This window comes from Aliiglaciecola lipolytica (assembly GCF_018860635.1).
Taxonomy (GTDB): Bacteria; Pseudomonadota; Gammaproteobacteria; order Enterobacterales; family Alteromonadaceae; genus Aliiglaciecola; species Aliiglaciecola lipolytica_A.
The window spans coordinates 49,031-67,432 of record NZ_JAHKPT010000026.1 but is presented as its reverse complement, the minus strand read 5'-3'; the positions used below and the strand labels follow the sequence as shown (position 1 = coordinate 67,432).

Genomic DNA, 18,402 nt, shown 5'->3' with positions numbered 1-18,402 from the left:
ATTGTGACTGAGATTAGCTTACCTAAACTTCCAAATATGCGACTAGATGGACGTCGTGCGCTAGTGACGGGGGCTGGTCGAGGTATTGGCATGGCAATGGCTGCTGGTTTAGCTGAGGTTGGTGCGCATGTGACCTTAGTTGCCCGTAGTCAGGGCGAAATAAGTGCGGTGGCTGCGGCCATCGTCGCTGCTGGTGGTCAGGCTGAAGCTGTGTGTTTGGATGTTACCGATTTACAACAAGTCGAGGTCTTTTTCGAGCAGCGCCAAGGGTTTGATGTTTTGATTAATAACGCGGGTACTAATCGTCCGAAAGGGATGATGGATGTCACTGAAGATGACTACGATGCAGTTTTAAATCTGAATCTCAAAAGTGCGTTTTTTGTTGCACAGGCATGTGTGAAAAAAATGGTCGCGTCAAATATTAAAGGTTCGCTTATACATATTGGTTCGCAAATGGGTCATGTTGGCGGCCCTAATCGGTCGTTATATTGCGCTTCAAAATGGGCCTTAGAGGGAATGAATAAAAGCCTAGCTCTGGATCTTGCAAGTTATGGCATTCGCTCCAATACCATAGCGCCAACCTTTATTGAAACACCCTTAACCAAGCCGTTTTTTGAAGATCCGTTATTTTTACGCTCGGTATTAAGCAAAATTAAATTGGGTCGATTAGGACAAGTGCAAGATTTGATGGGCGCTGCAGTATATTTGGCTTCGGATGCTTCTTCGTTAGTCACTGGAACCAGTATAGTGGTGGACGGTGGTTGGACAGCCGATTAGTTTGCCACACCCCCTGCCACTGCTTTGCTAGCTGCTAATTTCTGTTAGAAGATGGCCCCAGTGCGTCCTCACATTAGACTTCTACTCATCTGGATCACCCTCTCGGTTCCGCTAATTTATTTTGTATCTCATTATTAATATGGATTATATTGCGTTGTGCAGCCTTGAGTAAAATGAAGCCTTAGGTTTAGATTATCCAATTGGAGAGAACAGCGCAGTGAGCAAAACATCGAACTGGCCCCTCAGTAGCCACAGCGAACGAATGGTGTCGCCCGTTGTTATTCGCCAGCAACTACAACAACATCCACTTACTCAAGATTGTTACCCTTTGGCAGTGGGCCGCTACGAAAAAGCGCTTTTTCATGAAATGTCACGAAATAGGCATGACGACAATATCTTGATTTATTGCTTTTCGGGCAAAGGTTTTTTACGTACTAGTGACTGGAGCGGCGAGATACAAAGTGGTGAGCTGGCGTTATTGCCTAGGGGAGTGAGTCATAGATATTGGGCAAATGCCGATGATCCTTGGTCGATTTATTGGTGTCACTTTTCCGGTCATCAAGCTCAAGAATATGTCTTTAATATGGATTATAAAAAGCAAATGCCGATCCTTAAAATCGGGCATTCACCCCAACTAATGGCACAGTTTGCCTCAGTGCTGGCCGAATCAAGCACAGGTTACAATACGCCAGCTATGATCTATGCTGCCAATATGCTTAAACAACTACTTGCTTATATCGGTAAGCTGGCGCAGCAAGTTAACACTCCTGAAAGGCAGCAATTTAACCTCGATATTTTACAAGCTTATATGTTGCAGAACCTGAATAAATCAATTGATCTGGATGCATTGGCAAAGCAGGTGAATTTGTCTAAGTTTCATTTCAGTAAGAAATACAAAGAAGCGACGGGTTTTTCACCGGTTCAACACTTTTTAAAAATGAAAGTGGAATATGCCAGCTACTTATTAGAAACCAGCGAATTAGCGATACAGGGTATCGCTTCACGGGTAGGTTATGACGATAGTTTGTATTTTTCTCGATTATTTAAAAAACACACTGGGTTGTCGCCTTCAGAGTATCGAAAACTAAAGCATAGTTAAGTGATAATGCCTTTGGTTATTCTTGCTTAACGTCTTATTGGAACTACCGCAGTCGTCAATTTCGACAAACAGCTAAGTTTACCTTGATCGTTCTCTAAGCGAATTTCCCAGATTTGTGAGCGAGAACCTAAGTGAATAGGTCTAACTGTTGCCGTTACTAAACCTGAGGATACCGAACGTATATGACTGGCATTGACTTCCTGACCAAACACTTGAAATAAGCTTGTGTCGACACAGTAGTAACCAGCTATGCTTCCTAAGGTTTCTGCAAGTACCACATTTGCGCCTCCATGGACTACACCGTATGGCTGAAAAGTGCGTTCATCCGCTGGCATAGTTCCACGTATAAAGTCGTCACCCACTTCCGTTACTTCCAGCCCAAGTGAGCGATTAATCTGACCTTTGGCTAACATTTGATTTAGATCTTCAACCTGTGGTTTTGCAAACCAGATACTCATTGCTTTACCTCAATAATCATCACAAAACATAAATTCCATCATACTAGCCTAGTAACGGTCAAATTAGTGTCACTTATAACGGACTATTTTTAGCCGTATGTATTTGAATAAACTGGTTTTATTAGTCTTGATATAATTGCATTATGCTGGAAAAGTCCAGAGCTCCATTGCCTTTTGACTTGTGCATCGAATACAGTGATTTTGCTTGCGAACCCATGGGCGCTGGTGAGCCACTTTGATGGCTAATGTCCATCGCCAAGCCTAAATCTTTGTACATCAAATCAACCTGGAAGCCTCCTTGATATCCGTTAGACGAAGGCACTCCTTCCATCACATTGGGATAAGGATTATATTTTTGTAACGCCCAATTATTGCCAGAGCTTTGTAACATTATTTGCGATAACACTGCGGGATCTAGGCCATTTTTTACGCCCATATTAAGTGCTTCCGCAGTGCCTGCCATTAGCACTGACAGCAACATGTTATTACAACATTTTGCGATTTGACCTGCGCCACTAGCGCCTGCATGAAAGATGTTTTGACCCATGTTCAATAAAATCGGTTTAGCTTCGGCAAATTGTGCATCTGTCGCGCCAACCATAATCGCTAAGGTACCTGCCACTGCGCCAGCCACACCACCAGAAACTGGAGCGTCAACAAAGCTTAATCCGCGCTGCTCGGCAATTTCACATACACGTTTTGCAGTTGCTGCATCAATCGTTGATGAATCAATGATTAAGGCGTCTTTTTTAACCACATCAAACAATGGTTGCGATGACGATACGTAAAGCCCTTCAACATGCTTCCCTGAAGGCAACATTGAGATCACTACATCTGACTCTTGAGCCGCCTCAACCGCGCTGCTTGCGGCTAAACCACCTTTTGTTACGACATGTTTAATCGCCTCAGAAGATAAATCGAATACTTTAACAGAGTGACCAGCGTTAACTAAATTGATGGCCATTGGACCACCCATATTACCTAAACCTATAAAACCAATAACGGCCATGACTTTGTCCCTTACTAATATAAAGTTAAACGGTGAAAAATCATTTCAATTCAATAGTGGTATTTACACCGGTATCAATATCATCATCGAACCATCTTGCTGTGATGGTTTTTGTCTCAGTATAAAACTTCACGGCTTGCTTACCATAAGCGTGTTGATCACCGTAGAACGATTTTCGCCAACCAGTAAACGAAAACATCGGGAGCGGCACAGGGACTGGGACATTGATACCTACCTGTCCGACCTTTATCTCGTGTTGATATTTACGAGCAACTGCGCCAGAAGAGGTATAAATGGAGGTGCCATTGCCATAAGGGTTTTCATTAATTAGGTTAATGGCTTCTTCTAAGGTGTCCACTTCCAATACAATCAATACCGGACCAAATATCTCTTGTTGGTAAATTGACATGTCGCGAGTGACATCGGTGAACATCGTTGGACCAACCCAATTACCATCGGGATATCCAGCAACTTGATAGTCACTACCATCGAGTAAACAGGTTGCCCCCGCATCTTTGCCTTCTTGAATCAGCTTCAACACCCGTTGTTTCGCTTGTGGATTGATCAAAGGACCATAACCGGCTTCAGGATCATCCCAAACACCAGGTTTGACCTTCGCCAATGCATCACGCATTTCACCAATCCATTGCTTTGTTTCACCTACCAACACGACTACCGAAATCGCCATACAACGTTGTCCGGCAGCGCCAACTGAAGCTCCTGCAATACCATTAATAACTTGGTTTTTTGATGCATCAGGCATGACGACCATGTGATTCTTAGCGCCAGCAAAGGCTTGTACTCGTTTTAGGTGGTCGGTACCGGTACGGTAAATATGTTCACCCACAGCCACTGATCCTACAAAGGAAATCGCCGGTGTATCTTTATGTTCCAATAATTGATTAACAGCATCTTTTCCACCGTGCACAACTTGCAATAAGCCGTCAGGTGCACCTGCTTGTTTAAACAGTGCCGCCAATCGCATAGGCGTGAGTGGATCTTGTTCTGACGGTTTAAGTACAAATGTGTTACCGCAGGCAATTGCCATGGGGAACATCCACAACGGGATCATCGCTGGAAAATTAAAGGGGGTAATACCGACGCAAACACCTAAAGGTTGCGTGATGCTGTAACAGTCAATCTTGTTAGCTACGTTTTCAAGAATCTCACCCATACTCAATGAGGCGATATTGCAGGCATGTTCAACAACTTCGATACCCCGCCATACATCCCCTTTGGCATCAGCAAAGGTTTTTCCGGTTTCTTTAGCCAGTAAGCTTGCAAGTTCATCATGATGCTCTTTAAGTAAAGCTTGGTAACGCAACATGAGTCGCGCTCTGTCACCAACTGGCACATCTTTCCAAGTTTCAAACGCTGCTTTGGCTGCGTTCACTGCATCTTCGACTTCTTGCGAGGTGGCGAGAGGGACTTGAGCAATCACTTGTTGGTCGGCTGGGTTGGTAACATCCAACCAGTGTTGGGTTTTACTTTGGACTAGCTCACCATTAATTAGCAATGGCACTTTGTGTATTTGTTCGGACATAACAATTCTCAAGTATCGTATCAATACTTTAAGATTAGCATATCTGGCCGAACTAGAAGATTGATAATCTTGTGAACATTATGGACTATCTTGCGATCATAAATGAGGGATTGTTAGCAGTTTTGTTGCGCTCACGCCGATGGCGATTTGCCCATAAACTGGCAATATCGCCTTGCTCGGTCAGTGAAAGTTAATTTGTTAGTTTAACCTTTGGAAAAAATTGAATGATCCTTGGTCACCGATTTTTCTAGAAAAACTAATGCCAAGTTCAATCAATTGAGGTGCATTATTGTACTGTTTAATGACTTTTTTCAGTTCACTGACCGCGCGTTTTGTTTGGTCAACGCTATCTAATGCAATAAAGTAAACATAAGCGTATTGAACATTTTGCGAGTCCCATTTTATAGCCTGTTTAAATGACTTTATAGACTGCAATTTTTGTTGCTGACGAATTAAATGCAAACCTTGCGCGTAGTGTAATACTGCTGATTTAGGATTGGCTGTTAGCCCTTGTTGAAGGGTTTGTGCAACTTTATCGGTTTGTTGTGATGCACGATAAATATCCACCAAATTAACGTAATTGATATCAAAGTAAGGATCGACTTCAATTCCATGTAAAAGTGCATCTATCGCTTGCTGGTTTTGTTGAAGTTTCATATACGCTTGGCTTTGGTTAAGGTTCCCTTCACCGCGCCACTGGGTTAATTCATTGCTGCTAAGTAAAGCGTCTAATGCTTGTTTGAAAACTGGGGTTGCTTCGAAGCCCAAGTTAATTAGGTTACTGGCCGCAAAAACGCGTACCGCTTTATATTGATCGCTGAGCAGTGTTTGATAGCTTTTTAAACGCTCTGCTGGTGGCAGTAAATGGCCTATTCTGGCGGTAGCCAAGCGAATTAAATCATGCTCTGAGTTTACCCATTTTTGAATATCTGCATCACTCAATTGTTGCACAGAATTTGGTAACATAGAGATGGCACTGGCGCGTTTTATCACGCTCAGCTGTTCATCATTAATCAATCTGAAATGCGCTTGCTGGGGCAAATAGCCTCGATGCATTAAGTCAATATAAGCCTGTTCTCCTTGCGGTAACGACTTAGGTTTGCCGTGCCAGAGTTCGACATTTTTGGCTGCCCATTGGGCTGACTGATCTTGATGGCACTGGTTACACGCATTCGGTGTGTCATAGGTTACCGACAAATCAGGGCGAGGGACGGTTAAGTTGTGGTCGCGCCTATCATCTACACCCATATATGTGGTCTCCGGCATATGACAATTAACGCATTGAGCACCAGCAGAATCCATTGGGTGACGAATATGTTCAGGCTGTTGGTATTCTTGAGGATTGTGGCATTGCAGACATAATCCGTTGCCTTGCACCTTAATCTTCATACTGTGTTGATTATGACAGTCAAGGCAGTTGACTCCAGCTGCAAACATTTTACTTTGTAAAAATGAGCCATAAACATAGACCTCTTCCTTAATATGGCCATCAGCATGATACAAGGGAGGTGATAATAACGTGGGTGAAAATTGATCTAAAAATGCCGTTTCGGAATCGATTCCATCTGTCAGTGGAGCGCGTAACGAGTGGCATGCAAAGCAAGTATCCATAAATTTGTTGTCGCGGGGAGGCCCTTGCCAATGGGCGACCTTATCATCTTTTGTACGCAACCAATTGCCAAACTCCTGCTGTTCTTCTTTGCTTAATAGGGGCTCAGAGCTTGTGGTTTGAGTGGAGTCAGTTTTTGGGTGCTCGGTCATTTTCCCGTGACATGATTGACAGCCAACATTGATGTTGTCCCAATGTGTATCGAAACTGTTGTCAGCCACATTGTAATTACGTTTCAGACCATCAGAATGACAGTCCGCACACATGCCATTCCAGTTCTGCAAAGGTTGTTTCCAATGTAAGCGGTCATTGGGTTTGATGTCTTCTTCGGGATAAATGGGGTACCAACGCTGCCCACCGTTTTGTTCTGTTCTAGAGTCCCAGGCAAAGGGAAAAACCTGCAATCGGCCACCGTCTTTTTCGATGAGGTATTGCTGCAATGGGTAATGGCCAAAGGTGAATTTTACTTCATAATCATTGGTGCTTGCGTTTTCAGTAAAGCGAATACGATAGGTATCATTTTTTGTATAAAATTTGGCGTTTTGTGAATAATGCTCTGCCTCAACGCCGGAAAAGTCACCCAACACACTATGTTTGTTGGCGATGGCCATCGCCTTTGCATGGTCTGACTGATTCCAATCTGACACTGCTTGTTGGTGGCAAGAGACACAATCTGTCGCATTAATCGAGGCGCTAATCTCACCAATATTAGAAAACCACAGCAACAACAAAAGCAAAGGAACAAACTTCATGGATTAAACTCACAATTTACTTATATAAAAATACCTAGACGATGCAGCTAAATTTAAAAACGGCAAACATCTTAAATTAGGGACTTAAAATACAGGAATTAGTAGTGATTAACACCCTCATATTGCATATTAGTAATTAGGCCATGATCAGACTTTGGTTAGCTAGGTCAAAAACTTTTTTTAGGTATTTATACAAACCTGTCTGGATGGGGTCATAGTTTATTGGTTTGCTTTGGAAACCGATTCTCTTTTTACTATAGTCGGTGCGTACTTAAAAGTTTTTCCTGGCTCAGGCTGAATCCCTGCTGCATATTGCAGCGCAAGTTCGGTCGCTTTGACTGCCATCATTTCTATAGGGTATCGAAGTGTAGTCAATTTAGGGCGACAATATTTGGCAAGTAAAACATCATCGTAACCGATGACTGAGACTTCGTTGGGTATATCAATACTGTGATCTAGTAGCATGGTCATTGCACCTGAAGCCATCGCATCGTTATAGGCTAACACTGCGGTAAATTCTGCTCCCTTAGCGAGAAAATTTTGCATCGCTACTTCGCCACCTTCTTGATCTGGCGTGCTGTACTCAATCATATTAGGTGATAAATCAATACCGTTTGCGTTCAGCTCTTGTTCAATACCTGCAATTCGGTCTACTGGATCGTTTATCTGATATTTACTACTTACAACAACAAGCTTTTTGTGTCCTTGCTTTAGTATGTATCGAGCCATAGTTTCCCCCCCCGCAATATTGTCCAACCAAACGCAACGATTGCCGATTTCTTCGATATAACGATTGATTAATACAAATCCGGGAATGGTATTTGCGAAATCTATCAAAGTGGCATCATCTAGTGCCTTACTATGCACCACCATAGCGTTACAGCGGTGCTCTAAAAGGGTTTCAATTGCTTTTAATTCTGTGGCCTTTTCAATTGATCCTGTGCTCATCAATATTTGAACATTCTTCTTACGGGTTACCGATTCAATGCCATGTGCCATAGTCGCAAAAAATGGATCTGATAATTCTGGTAGTACGATGCCAAAAGAGGCACTTCGCTGGGTAACAAGCGCGCGTGCATTGGCATTTGGCCGATATCCAAGGTCGGCCATGATCTTTTTTACTCTATTGCGTGTTGCCTCTCCCACCTTAGGGCCATTATTGATCACACGAGATACCGTGGCAGACGAAACGCCCGCTTCTTGTGCAATATCTTTAATTGTAGCCATAGCTGGAAGTACCTCTCAAATCCGAAGTTGTTGTGAGCATTAACGCTACTGATAGTAAACTAACTATTGCTACCATCCTAGCTGTTTTTGTGAAAGTTTAACCTGTTTTTCATTTATCTCCATTATATCCCTTTATTTATGTAGGGAAAACGTATAACCTTCATGTTTACCTTAAGGAGTCATAATATGAATATATTGGTTACCGGTGGAGCAGGTTACATTGGCACACATACGCTGATTTCGCTTATCGCGAGCGGTCATGATGTTGTGGTGGTAGACAATCTAATTAACAGTAAAGCTGCAGCTTTGAAGCGCGTCGAAAAAATTACGCAAACAAAAATTCCATTTTATAATGTCGACATTCGAGATGAAAACGGTTTGGATGAAGTTTTTGTTCAACATGATTTTGATGCGGTAATTCATTTCGCTGGATTAAAAGCGGTTGGTGAGTCAGTACAAAAGCCCTTGGCATATTATGACGTTAATATTAGTGGCACTAGGGTGATTTTAGATGTGATGCAAAAACATGGCGTCAATAGTATTGTGTTTAGCTCTTCAGCCACAGTTTATGGTGATCCGCATCAAGTTCCCATTGACGAAGGCTTTCCGCTAAAAGCGACTAACCCCTATGGCCGCACAAAGCTGTTTGTTGAAGAAATGCTAAAAGATGCGGCTATAGCGAATGCAAATCTTAACGCTATTATTCTAAGATACTTCAACCCTGTTGGCGCTCATCACAGCGGTTTGATTGGTGAGGATCCCAATGGCATCCCAAACAACTTGGTACCTTTTATCGCGCAAGTGGCGGTGGGTAAACGTGAGTCGCTGGCAGTATTTGGTAGTGACTATCCAACGGCAGATGGTACTGGAGTACGTGATTATATTCATGTGGTGGATTTGGCTGAGGGTCACGTATCTGCGTTAGAGAAAAAGCACGAACAAGCAGGGGTACATATATATAACTTGGGTACAGGCAATGGCAACAGTGTCCTACAAGTGATTAATGCATTCGAGCAAGCCAGTGGTCAACAGATCAAATATACTATTTGTGACAGACGAGCAGGAGATATCGCTCAATGCTTTGCCTTAGCAAACAAGGCACAGCAGGAACTTGACTGGCAAGCAACAAGAGATATCAACACCATGATGGAAGATGTATGGCGATGGCAGTCTGCTAATCCAGATGGGTATGAATAGATAACTAGGTCTACTCCTATTTGCTAATAAATGTAGATGTATTTATATATTTTCAACGTTAATTTTGTCGTATTTCATTTGCTTAAAAAATAATCTATAGCGACATGTTGCGATCTGTAGGGTAATCGTTTACCCTCCATGGGTTGATAAAATTTACACTAACTATCAAGGTAGAAAAATATGATGGATACCGAATTCGATCCTACTGAACATCCACATCGTCGTTTGAATCCGATGACTGGAGATTGGGTGCTTGTTTCACCTCACAGAGCGAAACGTCCTTGGCAGGGGCAGTCTGAAGCCGTCGATAACAAACAAAATCCAAGTTATGACGCAGATTGTTACTTGTGTGCTTCTAACACGCGAATAAACGGTGAAGTCAACCCTGATTATAAAAATACCTTTGTATTTGAGAATGATTTTGCTGCATTAAAAGAAGACGTCCCTACTTTTGCAACTGAAGATCCACTTTTTACTATGCAAGTAGAGAAGGGCCGCAGTCGTGTTATTTGTTTTTCTGAAGATCACAGCAAAACTCTACCAGAGCTTTCATTAAACGAACTTGTAGCAGTCGTTGCGACTTGGCAACAACAAGCACTAGAGTTGGGCCGCGAGTATCAGTGGGTCCAGGTGTTTGAAAACAAAGGGGCGATAATGGGGTGTTCTAATCCTCATCCCCATGGTCAAGTGTGGGCTCAATCTCATCTACCGACTCTTGCAATGCGCAAGCGCGATAATTTTACGACTTATTTTGAAAAGTATGGTAACTCACTGTTAAATGATTATGTACAAAAAGAACTAACGCTTAAAGAGCGTATAGTTTGTGAAAATGATGACTGGTTAGTTGTAGTTCCTTATTGGGCTGCATGGCCTTTTGAAACTTTGCTATTACCGAAGTTCTCAATCTCGAGTTTAACTGAATTGAACGAGGTAACTAGCAAAAGCTTGGCAGATATTATTCGCCAAATAACTATCCGATACGATAATTTGTTTAGTACCTCCTTTCCATACTCTATGGGTTGGCATGGTGCTCCATTTGACCAAGAGACACATCCGGAGTGGACGTTGCATGCGCACTTTTTCCCGCCCTTATTGCGCTCTGCTACAGTGAAAAAATTCATGGTGGGATATGAAATGATGGCTGAATCACAACGGGACCTTACCCCAGAGCAAGCCGCACAGCGATTGCGCGATGTTAGTGCAATACATTATAAGGAGTCTCAACATGACGATAAATAATATCTCAGAAAACCTATTTTCAGAACATTTTAATGGCTCTTTAGAGGCCGATATAGTGGCTCCTGGACGCGTAAATTTAATTGGTGAGCATACAGATTATAATCAAGGCTTCGTATTCCCAGTGGCGATAAACTTTGGCACACAAATTCAAGGTGCTAAACGTGATGATAATATTGTTGAAATCGTTGCGCTGGACTACGATTCCGAAAAATCACAGTTTGCTTTGGATGATATTCAGCACGTTGAAACGGCTACGTGGAGCAATTATGTTCGCGGTGTAGTGAGGATCCTTAAAGCTAAATATCCGCAAATTAAAGGTGCAAGCTTGCTGGTAAAAGGCAACGTACCGCAAGGAGCGGGGTTGAGCTCTTCTGCTTCGTTTGAAGTGGCAGTGGTAAAGATATTTAGTGAGTTATATAACTTAGATATTGATGGTGTAAATGCAGCGCTGATTGGGCAAAAAGCAGAGAACGAGTTTGTGGGTTGTGCCTGCGGAATTATGGATCAGCTTATTTCAGCGATGGGAGCTAAAGGCAAAGCAATGTTGCTTGATTGTCAGTCATTATCATTTCGCCATACTCACGTATCAGATGACTTTAAACTGTTGATCATTAATTCCAACGTAAAACGAGGACTAGTTGATAGCGAATATAATCTGCGACGAGAGCAATGCGAAGCTGCTGCACACATCATGGGTGTAGCCTCTTTGCGAGAAGCAAACGTTGCTTTGCTCGAAGCCAACAAAGTCGAACTGGGTGATGTGAATTACAGACGTGCAAAGCACATTATTACTGACAATCAACGCACCTTAGATATGTTTACAGCATTACAACAAAATGACTATAAGACTATCAATAAGCTAATGCGTAACAGCCATAATTCTATGCGTGACGATTTTGAAATTACCACAAGTGAAATAGACTATTTGGTATCTTTAGTTGATCAAAATCTAGGTGAGCTGGGTGGTGTAAGAATGACCGGTGGTGGTTTTGGCGGTTGTGTAGTGGCACTCGTACCAAATGATAAATTAGACGAAATAGTTGACATAATTGATGCCAATTACCAAGTTCAAACAGGTATAAAAGAAAGTGTTTATGTGTGCACTGCTGAACAAGGTGCTTTCTATCAAGAAAGTGCGTCAAGCTAAAATTGTGATAAAAAAACTAACTCTATCAGCTCCTCAAATTTCAATATAGTTAATCAGATTTTTTATGTCAAAGTGGCAACAGTACAAGCACTATTGCCACATACTTGATAGTTTATCTCCACACTATAGGCATAAACACCGTCATTTCAGCCGTGCCTCGATTGCTCCACGAAAAGTACGGTACTAATTGTACTTTATGTCGAAGAAATGTAGGTTTTGTTGATATTGAATGATACATATTTTCTGACGGTTGTTTGCGCATCAACATAGTCGCTTCAATTGTTGTAATACCGCCTAGAAAATCAGTCTTGTGCTCGATTTTAAAATCGGTTTCGCCATCAATGTACGCATCTAAAATTGTTGCATTTTCGGGTAAGTCAGGTGATTCAACACAATAAACGATAGGCCCACGTTTAACTGCCACTTGATTGCGCACTTCTTCTATTCGCGGGTGACCTTCTATAAAAGTCGCTTCCATAGGTAGGTCTATTGTAATGGTGTCGCCTTTCTTCCAGTTCCGCATAATTATGGCATAGGTTCCGGGCTTGGCGGTTACCTCTGCGCTGTGTCCATTCACTTTTATATCTGCACTTTTAGTCCAACCTGGGATGCGAAGCGCAATTTCGAAAGAGTCTGATTTACACTCTTCAATAGTCAGGTTGATAACGCCTTGCCATGGATAATTCGTTTCCTGAACAATCTTAATCGCAGTTCCATCTCGCATATTCGTTGCTAGCTTGTTACCACCGTATAAATTTACATAGATTCCGTTTTCGGACAAGCTGTAAGCCCAGCCTGATAAGTTTGCAATAGTACGAACAAGGTTGGGAGGGCAACAAAAACATGCAAGGTAGCCTTCACGGTTGGGTGTTTCAGTAACATCAGCATGGGAATGATAGTCGCGAGCGTTATGCAGCATTCTAAGTGGATTAGCATAGAAGTAATCTTTACCTTCGATACTAATCCCCGATAATCCACTGTTGTGCATCACCAGCTCGATAATATCCGCATATTTTGCTTGGCCATGGATACCCAGCATTCTGAAGCTAAACATAGCATTACACAAGTTCGCGCAGGTTTCGTTATATGCGGTAAGGTTAGGCATCATATAGTCATCAATAAAACCTTCTTCTATCATGTCCCGGTTAGCAGAAGCTCCATAATGAGTTTGACCAACCGCGCCTGTTGCGTACATTTTCTTTTGAGTAACACTTTCCCATAAACGATCCAGTGCAGTTAGTAGGGCTTTTTCACCAGTCTCAGCGTACACATCTGCAGCACCTGCGTAATAATATAACGCTAACACAGCGTGACCTACAGGATCAGTCTCTTCGCGCAGCGGAGTGCGCTCTTGCACCATGTCTCCGATTGGGTAGCCTACTGTGGTTGAATCATGCACGATGTCGTATGTACCGCGGCGGTCGATAAATTTTTTCGCAAGGTCCAAATATTTTTTGTCACCTACCGTGCGATATAACTCAACCAAACCCATAATTTGAGTTTGGTTAAAACCAAAGCGTTGGTAATGTTTCGTGTCGGGGAAAAAAATGGTGTACAACAATTCAGCGTGTTTAATCGCAATATCGAGAAAGTTGCGTTTCTCAGTTAAACGAAAATGAGCACAGGCGCTTATGAACAAATGACCCGTATTGTACATTTCATGATATTTGCGGTTCTCGTATCTATCTGCATCTGGGTTTAATTGAATTTGAGTTTGCAAGTAACCGTCCGGTTCTTGCGCTTTTGCAAAAATCTCAATGTATTCATCTATTTCGTTTAATAATGCAGTGTTTTTTGATAACGCATAAGCGTAAGTTTTTGCTTCCACGAATTTATAGAAATCACCATCATGCCAATACATGCCCTGATGTTTACCTTCTTTCATTCCAGCAGCAATTTTAAAGTTATTGAGTGCGTGACCTATGTCTCCGCATAACACATCGCCCATGTATGGGAGCATTACATCAATTGCTTTTTGGGTTTTGTCTGCCCAAAATCCAGTAGTCCATTGACAGTCAGCAAAATTAGTGGCTTTAAGCTTAACGTGTGGACTATTTGAATTGGCGATAATCGCTTTATTTTGTGAATTAATCGCGCTCATGATTTTACCTCTTTGTCTTTTGGTCTTAACTTTAATTTTGAATAGTGTTCAATTTATTCACACTTTCGATCACTAATTAAACATTGTATTTTACATCTTTTAAACATACTATGTTTAAATTAGTCTTATGTATAGTGTGTAGTGAAAATTTATGCAAAAAAATCCAGATAGCTTAGTAACCCAGTATTCATTGATTGCTGCATTTGGCGGATTTATATTCGGTTTGGATGCTGCCAATATCTCAGGAGCGATCCGCTTTGTTAGCTCGTTGTTCGAACTAGATAGCATTCAACAAGGTACCGTAGTGGGGTGCGCATTGCTGGGTGTGATTGTAGCACTGCTATTTACTGGCACCCTATGCGACAAGTATGGACGCTACCGCGTATTACTGGGAATTGGTTTTACCTATTCTTTATCGTCCCTTATATCAGCTACTGCGGTGAACTATGAAATGCTGGTTGTTGGCCGCTTTATTGGAGGCGTTGCATTTGCTTCAATAACCGTTTCAGCAATGTATATCGGTGAAATCGCACCTGCTAAAAAGCGTGGAAAGTTTGTTTCCGTTAATCAATTTATGATTGGTTTAGGGTTGCTAGTAGCCTTTGTAGTTAATTATTTCTTGCTAAGCGCTATGGATGATATTAGTTGGATTAACAAAGACAATGTTTGGCGGGTAATGTTAGGAGCCGAGCTAATTGCTAATGCGGTTTGGGTGACTTTATTGTTTCGTGTACCTGAATCGCCACGCTGGCTTATTAAACAAGGCCGGGATACTGAAGCTAGAACAGTTTTTAGCAAAATTGCTTTGCCTGAAAAAATTGAACAATTGATCAACGAAATTAAACACAGTCTCAAGGAAGATGTAAAACTGAATACCCAAGGCCAGCTAAAGCTATTGTTCAGTCCTCGACTACGATTTGTACTCTTGATCGCAGTTTGTTATGCCATCGTGCAAGGAGCAACTGGTATGAATGCGGTGTTATTTTTTGCGCCTATGGTATTTGAGCAAATAGGGATGAGTGTTGAAGATACATTTATGCAAACCATTACTATAGGTGTTGTTGGTTTGGTAGCAACACTTATTGCTATTGGCTTTGTAGAAAAGCTTGGTCGACGTATTTTGACTGTAGCTGGCTTGCTTTTAGTTGTTGTCGCGCATGGTTCCACTTGGTTCGGTTTTAGTCAGGCTAACTATGTTTTTGATGAGACAGCAGTGGGTAGCATAACTAGTCAATTACAACAGCAAGGAATCGAAACAGACAAAATTGAACAACTTCATGGTGAAACTTTTGCCAACGACGTAGCGCTAAAAAGCAAACTAGCTGAACTGTTCAATAATAAAGACCTCCCTATGGTGAGTGGAATTATCATCAAAGCCACCATAAAAGGCGTAAACGCACCTCTTGTTTTGTTTGGTATTTTTGCCTTTTTAGCTGCATTCAATTTGTCAATCGGTCCCATAATGTGGGTCATATTTTCTGAAGTTTTTCCCAATGCGGTACGCAGTGTCGCGCTACCTTTCGCCGCATTAGTGCAAACTATTTCATCTTGGTCTATTCAACAATTCTTCCCTTGGCAGCTAAACAACATGGGAGTCGCAAACATCTTCATGTTATATGCGGTCATTGGCTTTATTGGATTGATAATAATGTATTTCTTTCTGCCAGAAACGAAGGGCAAAACGATCGAAGAAATTGAACGCGAATTAGCAAAAGTCTAAAGGAAAGAACGTGCAAAAAATTGACTGTTTAATTATAGATTGGGGAACCACAAACTTTCGCGCATTTGCTATGTCAGCCAATTATCAACTTGTCGAAACCAAAGAGTTGAACCTTGGGCTATTACAAGTAGAACAAGGTAAATTTGCTGAAACCTTAAAGCTAATGTTGTCACAATGGCTACCTGAGTATCAATCGCTACCGATTTACATGGCAGGCATGGTGGGTTCAGCAAAGGGATGGGTTAACGTTGATTACGCTCACACTGCGGCAGGTTCAAATGAAATCGCAACTAAGGCTCATTGTTTTCATTTACCTTGGGGCCCCGAAGCCGTTATCTTTCCGGGAGTTTGCCATCAATATGAAAAAGAAAAATTTGATGTGATGCGTGGGGAAGAAGTGCAGTTACTCGGTTTGGCAAAACTCCTAAAAAAGGGCAGTTTTACTTCGGTTCTACCTGGTACTCACAGTAAACATGCAGTGGTAGAACAGGGTAAATTGAGCCATTTTTCTAGTTATCTAACTGGTGAGTTTTATGCCTTGCTGTTAAAGCACAGTTTATTAGGCAAAGGCCTCTCACAAAGTCCAGCTTTCGATGAGCGCGCTTTTTATGAAGGGGTTGCAGACGCCAAGGATGCCACGTTGGTTAATCGCGTGTTTTTGGCCTGGACCCATCGTCTTTTTGGTCACTTAAGTGACCAACAGGTTCCCGATTACCTATCAGGACTACTAATAGCACATGAACTTGAAGCCTTATCCACTAAACAACCGATTTATTTAATTGGGGGCGGCAATTTATGTGACCGTTATCAATTGGTTTGCAATAAATTGAATATTAACAACGAAGTTATCTCTGGCAACGAATGTTTCCTCGCTGGAATGATCAATCTAATTGAGCTAATTAAAAACTAAACGAGTTTACTTATGACCAAACAAGTTGATTTAACAGAGCAATTACCGTTAATTGCAATAATCCGCGGTGTTACACCTGACAACGTCATTGACGTGGCAGGAATACTTATTGAAGAAGGCTTTACAATGATAGAAGTCCCTCTTAATAGCCCCGATCCTCTCACCAGTATTCGCGCTTTGGTAAAGGAATTTGGCTCTGAGTATTTAATTGGTGCAGGAACGGTTACTACGCCAGAGTTAGCCGCTAAAGTTATTGATACTGGGGCTAACCTTGTTGTCACACCTAACTGTGATCCTAAAGTGATCAGCATGTGTGTGAATGCTGGATGTGCTACTTTTCCAGGTGTAGCGACACCAACCGAAGCGTTTACAGCAATCTCAGCCGGTGCCACTGATTTAAAATTGTTTCCAGTTTCTATGTTTGGAATTGAAGGGATGAAAGCGTTAAAATCTGTACTACCTAACGATATCAAGCTTTATCCGGTTGGAGGCATTAACCCTAGTATTGAAAGTATGCAACCTTATATAAAAGCTGGAGCCGCTGGATTCGGGTTAGGCTCAGCCCTATTTAAATCAAGCATGTCTTTGGATGAAATTCGCAAAAGCGCGAGAAGTTTTGTGCATAACTTTCGAGAATGTGTAAATAATCACTGAAATGTCACCAAAAATAAGGATATTTTGTAATATAGAATTATTTATTACTGGAAAGTTAGCGGCTACACAAACATAATATGTTTATTATTTTAAAATAAAAAAGTACAAAATATGAGTGAACTAGTTTATTACGACTTAAAACGTACCGCTAAAATGACACCCAGCTTGTCAATTCAAGTAGCTCGAGAGCTTGGCAGAAGAATTGTCGCTGGTACTTTTGAAACTGGTAGTTTAATCGAAGACGAAAATGCCTTGGCGGAACGTTTTCAGGTGAGTCGAGTGGTGGTGCGTGATGCGGTTAAAATATTGGTCGGCAAAGGGTTGTTGGACGTCCGCCGAGGTATTGGCACTAAAGTACGCCCACGCAATGAGTGGACCTTATTAGACGATGATGTTTTAGCATGGCACATTACTGCCACGCCAAGATTAGATTTTATAAGTCAACTGATGGACATCCGTTTAGCTTTTGAACCCAAATCTTCTCGCTGGGCTGCTGAACGTGCTACCAAAGAAGATATCGCAGAAATTGAAAAGGCCTGTGAGCGAATGGAAGAAGAATCAGGCTCATTAGAGAAGTTTGTTGTTGCCGATGCACTTTTTCATAAAGCAGTATTGCACGCCGCTCACAACGAGTTTTTAACTGCTATGGAAGGTGTGATTTATTCTGCTTTATTGGTCAGTGTTCGTATTACAAATAAGGATCCACGTAAGAACAGTGATTCAGTTGCATTTCATCGTGAAGTTTGTGATGCCATTGCTAGAGGTGATGGGGATAAAGCTGAAAAGCTGACAGAAAAACTATTAAGAGACGCGATTCGTCGACTTAAAGAAGCTTTTGGTAATGATCAGTTTAAAGAATCACTCTAATTCGTCATTCATCCTACTGAATAAACTTATTTGAGCCCTGTTTAGCACATAACGTCAAATCTTCCTTGTGCTGCCTAAAGGGGCTCTAAACTC

15 protein-coding genes are annotated in these 18,402 nt (G+C 41.8%); 9 read left to right on the top strand and 6 right to left on the bottom strand.

Annotated features, from left to right (window positions below; genetic code table 11):
- Positions 1 to 3: 3 nt before the first annotated feature.
- Positions 4 to 777, top strand: coding sequence for an SDR family NAD(P)-dependent oxidoreductase (locus KO530_RS14995; RefSeq protein ID WP_216049261.1), 774 nt, complete (start codon positions 4 to 6; stop codon positions 775 to 777).
- A 217-nt stretch (positions 778 to 994) separates the two neighbouring features.
- Positions 995 to 1,876: an AraC family transcriptional regulator gene (locus KO530_RS14990; RefSeq protein WP_216049260.1), complete on the top strand. Its 882-nt coding sequence runs from the start codon at positions 995 to 997 to the stop codon at positions 1,874 to 1,876.
- A gap of 26 nt (positions 1,877 to 1,902) precedes the next feature.
- Here the strand turns inward: KO530_RS14990 and KO530_RS14985 are convergent, their stop codons facing one another.
- The 5 genes from KO530_RS14985 to KO530_RS14965 form a co-directional block, all read right to left on the bottom strand.
- Positions 1,903 to 2,334, bottom strand: a complete 432-nt coding sequence (locus KO530_RS14985; protein WP_216049259.1) for a hotdog fold thioesterase — start codon at positions 2,332 to 2,334, stop codon at positions 1,903 to 1,905.
- 121 nt (positions 2,335 to 2,455) lie between these two features.
- Entirely contained in the window at positions 2,456 to 3,343 is an 888-nt protein-coding gene (mmsB, locus tag KO530_RS14980) for a 3-hydroxyisobutyrate dehydrogenase (RefSeq protein WP_216049258.1), read from the bottom strand.
- 40 nt (positions 3,344 to 3,383) lie between these two features.
- Positions 3,384 to 4,874, bottom strand: a complete 1,491-nt coding sequence (locus KO530_RS14975; protein ID WP_216049407.1) for a CoA-acylating methylmalonate-semialdehyde dehydrogenase — start codon at positions 4,872 to 4,874, stop codon at positions 3,384 to 3,386.
- 210 nt (positions 4,875 to 5,084) lie between these two features.
- Positions 5,085 to 7,247 (bottom strand): ammonia-forming cytochrome c nitrite reductase subunit c552, encoded by a 2,163-nt coding sequence (locus KO530_RS14970; protein ID WP_216049257.1) that lies wholly within the window; start codon positions 7,245 to 7,247, stop codon positions 5,085 to 5,087.
- Positions 7,248 to 7,466: 219 nt separating this feature from the next.
- Positions 7,467 to 8,474, bottom strand: coding sequence for a substrate-binding domain-containing protein (locus tag KO530_RS14965; RefSeq protein ID WP_216049256.1), 1,008 nt, complete (start codon positions 8,472 to 8,474; stop codon positions 7,467 to 7,469).
- Between the two features lie 186 nt (positions 8,475 to 8,660).
- Here KO530_RS14965 and galE point away from each other — a divergent pair, with 186 nt between their 5' ends.
- From galE to galK, 3 genes are all read left to right on the top strand, one after another.
- A complete protein-coding gene (gene galE / locus KO530_RS14960; RefSeq protein ID WP_216049255.1) occupies positions 8,661 to 9,671 on the top strand; it encodes a UDP-glucose 4-epimerase GalE in 1,011 nt (336 codons plus the stop codon).
- Between the two features lie 183 nt (positions 9,672 to 9,854).
- Entirely contained in the window at positions 9,855 to 10,910 is a 1,056-nt protein-coding gene (locus tag KO530_RS14955; RefSeq protein ID WP_216049406.1) for a UDP-glucose--hexose-1-phosphate uridylyltransferase, read from the top strand.
- Positions 10,897 to 12,057, top strand: a complete 1,161-nt coding sequence (gene galK, locus KO530_RS14950; RefSeq protein ID WP_216049254.1) for a galactokinase — start codon at positions 10,897 to 10,899, stop codon at positions 12,055 to 12,057. The genes KO530_RS14955 and galK overlap by 14 nt, the downstream gene beginning before the upstream one ends.
- 112 nt (positions 12,058 to 12,169) lie before the next feature.
- Here the strand turns inward: galK and KO530_RS14945 are convergent, their stop codons facing one another.
- Positions 12,170 to 14,158, bottom strand: a complete 1,989-nt coding sequence (locus KO530_RS14945) for a glycoside hydrolase family 127 protein (RefSeq protein ID WP_216049253.1) — start codon at positions 14,156 to 14,158, stop codon at positions 12,170 to 12,172.
- A gap of 151 nt (positions 14,159 to 14,309) precedes the next feature.
- On the opposite strand from KO530_RS14945, the gene KO530_RS14940 reads away from it, so the two are divergent.
- The 4 genes from KO530_RS14940 (at position 14,310) to KO530_RS14925 (ending at position 18,309) form a co-directional block, all read left to right on the top strand.
- Positions 14,310 to 15,878: an MFS transporter gene (locus KO530_RS14940; protein ID WP_216049252.1), complete on the top strand. Its 1,569-nt coding sequence runs from the start codon at positions 14,310 to 14,312 to the stop codon at positions 15,876 to 15,878.
- Positions 15,879 to 15,888: 10 nt separating this feature from the next.
- Positions 15,889 to 16,788, top strand: a complete 900-nt coding sequence (locus KO530_RS14935; RefSeq protein WP_216049251.1) for a 2-dehydro-3-deoxygalactonokinase — start codon at positions 15,889 to 15,891, stop codon at positions 16,786 to 16,788.
- Positions 16,789 to 16,800: 12 nt separating this feature from the next.
- On the top strand, positions 16,801 to 17,442 hold the full coding sequence (locus tag KO530_RS14930; protein ID WP_216049250.1) for a 2-dehydro-3-deoxy-6-phosphogalactonate aldolase: 642 nt from the start codon (positions 16,801 to 16,803) through the stop codon (positions 17,440 to 17,442).
- Positions 17,443 to 17,553: 111 nt separating this feature from the next.
- Positions 17,554 to 18,309, top strand: a complete 756-nt coding sequence (locus KO530_RS14925) for a FadR/GntR family transcriptional regulator (RefSeq protein WP_216049249.1) — start codon at positions 17,554 to 17,556, stop codon at positions 18,307 to 18,309.
- Positions 18,310 to 18,402 lie beyond the last annotated feature (93 nt).

Excerpts from the sequence above, each read along its gene's own strand:
- KO530_RS14940 (WP_216049252.1), top strand. The coding sequence starts at position 14,310 with ATGCAAAAAAATCCAGATAGCTTAGTAACCCAGTATTCATTGATTGCT.
- KO530_RS14930 (WP_216049250.1), top strand. The coding sequence starts at position 16,801 with ATGACCAAACAAGTTGATTTAACAGAGCAATTACCGTTAATTGCAATA.
- KO530_RS14970 (WP_216049257.1), bottom strand. The coding sequence starts at position 7,247 with ATGAAGTTTGTTCCTTTGCTTTTGTTGTTGCTGTGGTTTTCTAATATT.
- mmsB (WP_216049258.1), bottom strand. The coding sequence starts at position 3,343 with ATGGCCGTTATTGGTTTTATAGGTTTAGGTAATATGGGTGGTCCAATG.
- KO530_RS14945 (WP_216049253.1), bottom strand. The coding sequence starts at position 14,158 with ATGAGCGCGATTAATTCACAAAATAAAGCGATTATCGCCAATTCAAAT.
- KO530_RS14985 (WP_216049259.1), bottom strand. The coding sequence starts at position 2,334 with ATGAGTATCTGGTTTGCAAAACCACAGGTTGAAGATCTAAATCAAATG.
- KO530_RS14965 (WP_216049256.1), bottom strand. The coding sequence starts at position 8,474 with ATGGCTACAATTAAAGATATTGCACAAGAAGCGGGCGTTTCGTCTGCC.
- KO530_RS14955 (WP_216049406.1), top strand. The coding sequence starts at position 9,855 with ATGGATACCGAATTCGATCCTACTGAACATCCACATCGTCGTTTGAAT.
- KO530_RS14925 (WP_216049249.1), top strand. The coding sequence starts at position 17,554 with ATGAGTGAACTAGTTTATTACGACTTAAAACGTACCGCTAAAATGACA.
- galE (WP_216049255.1), top strand. The coding sequence starts at position 8,661 with ATGAATATATTGGTTACCGGTGGAGCAGGTTACATTGGCACACATACG.
- galK (WP_216049254.1), top strand. The coding sequence starts at position 10,897 with ATGACGATAAATAATATCTCAGAAAACCTATTTTCAGAACATTTTAAT.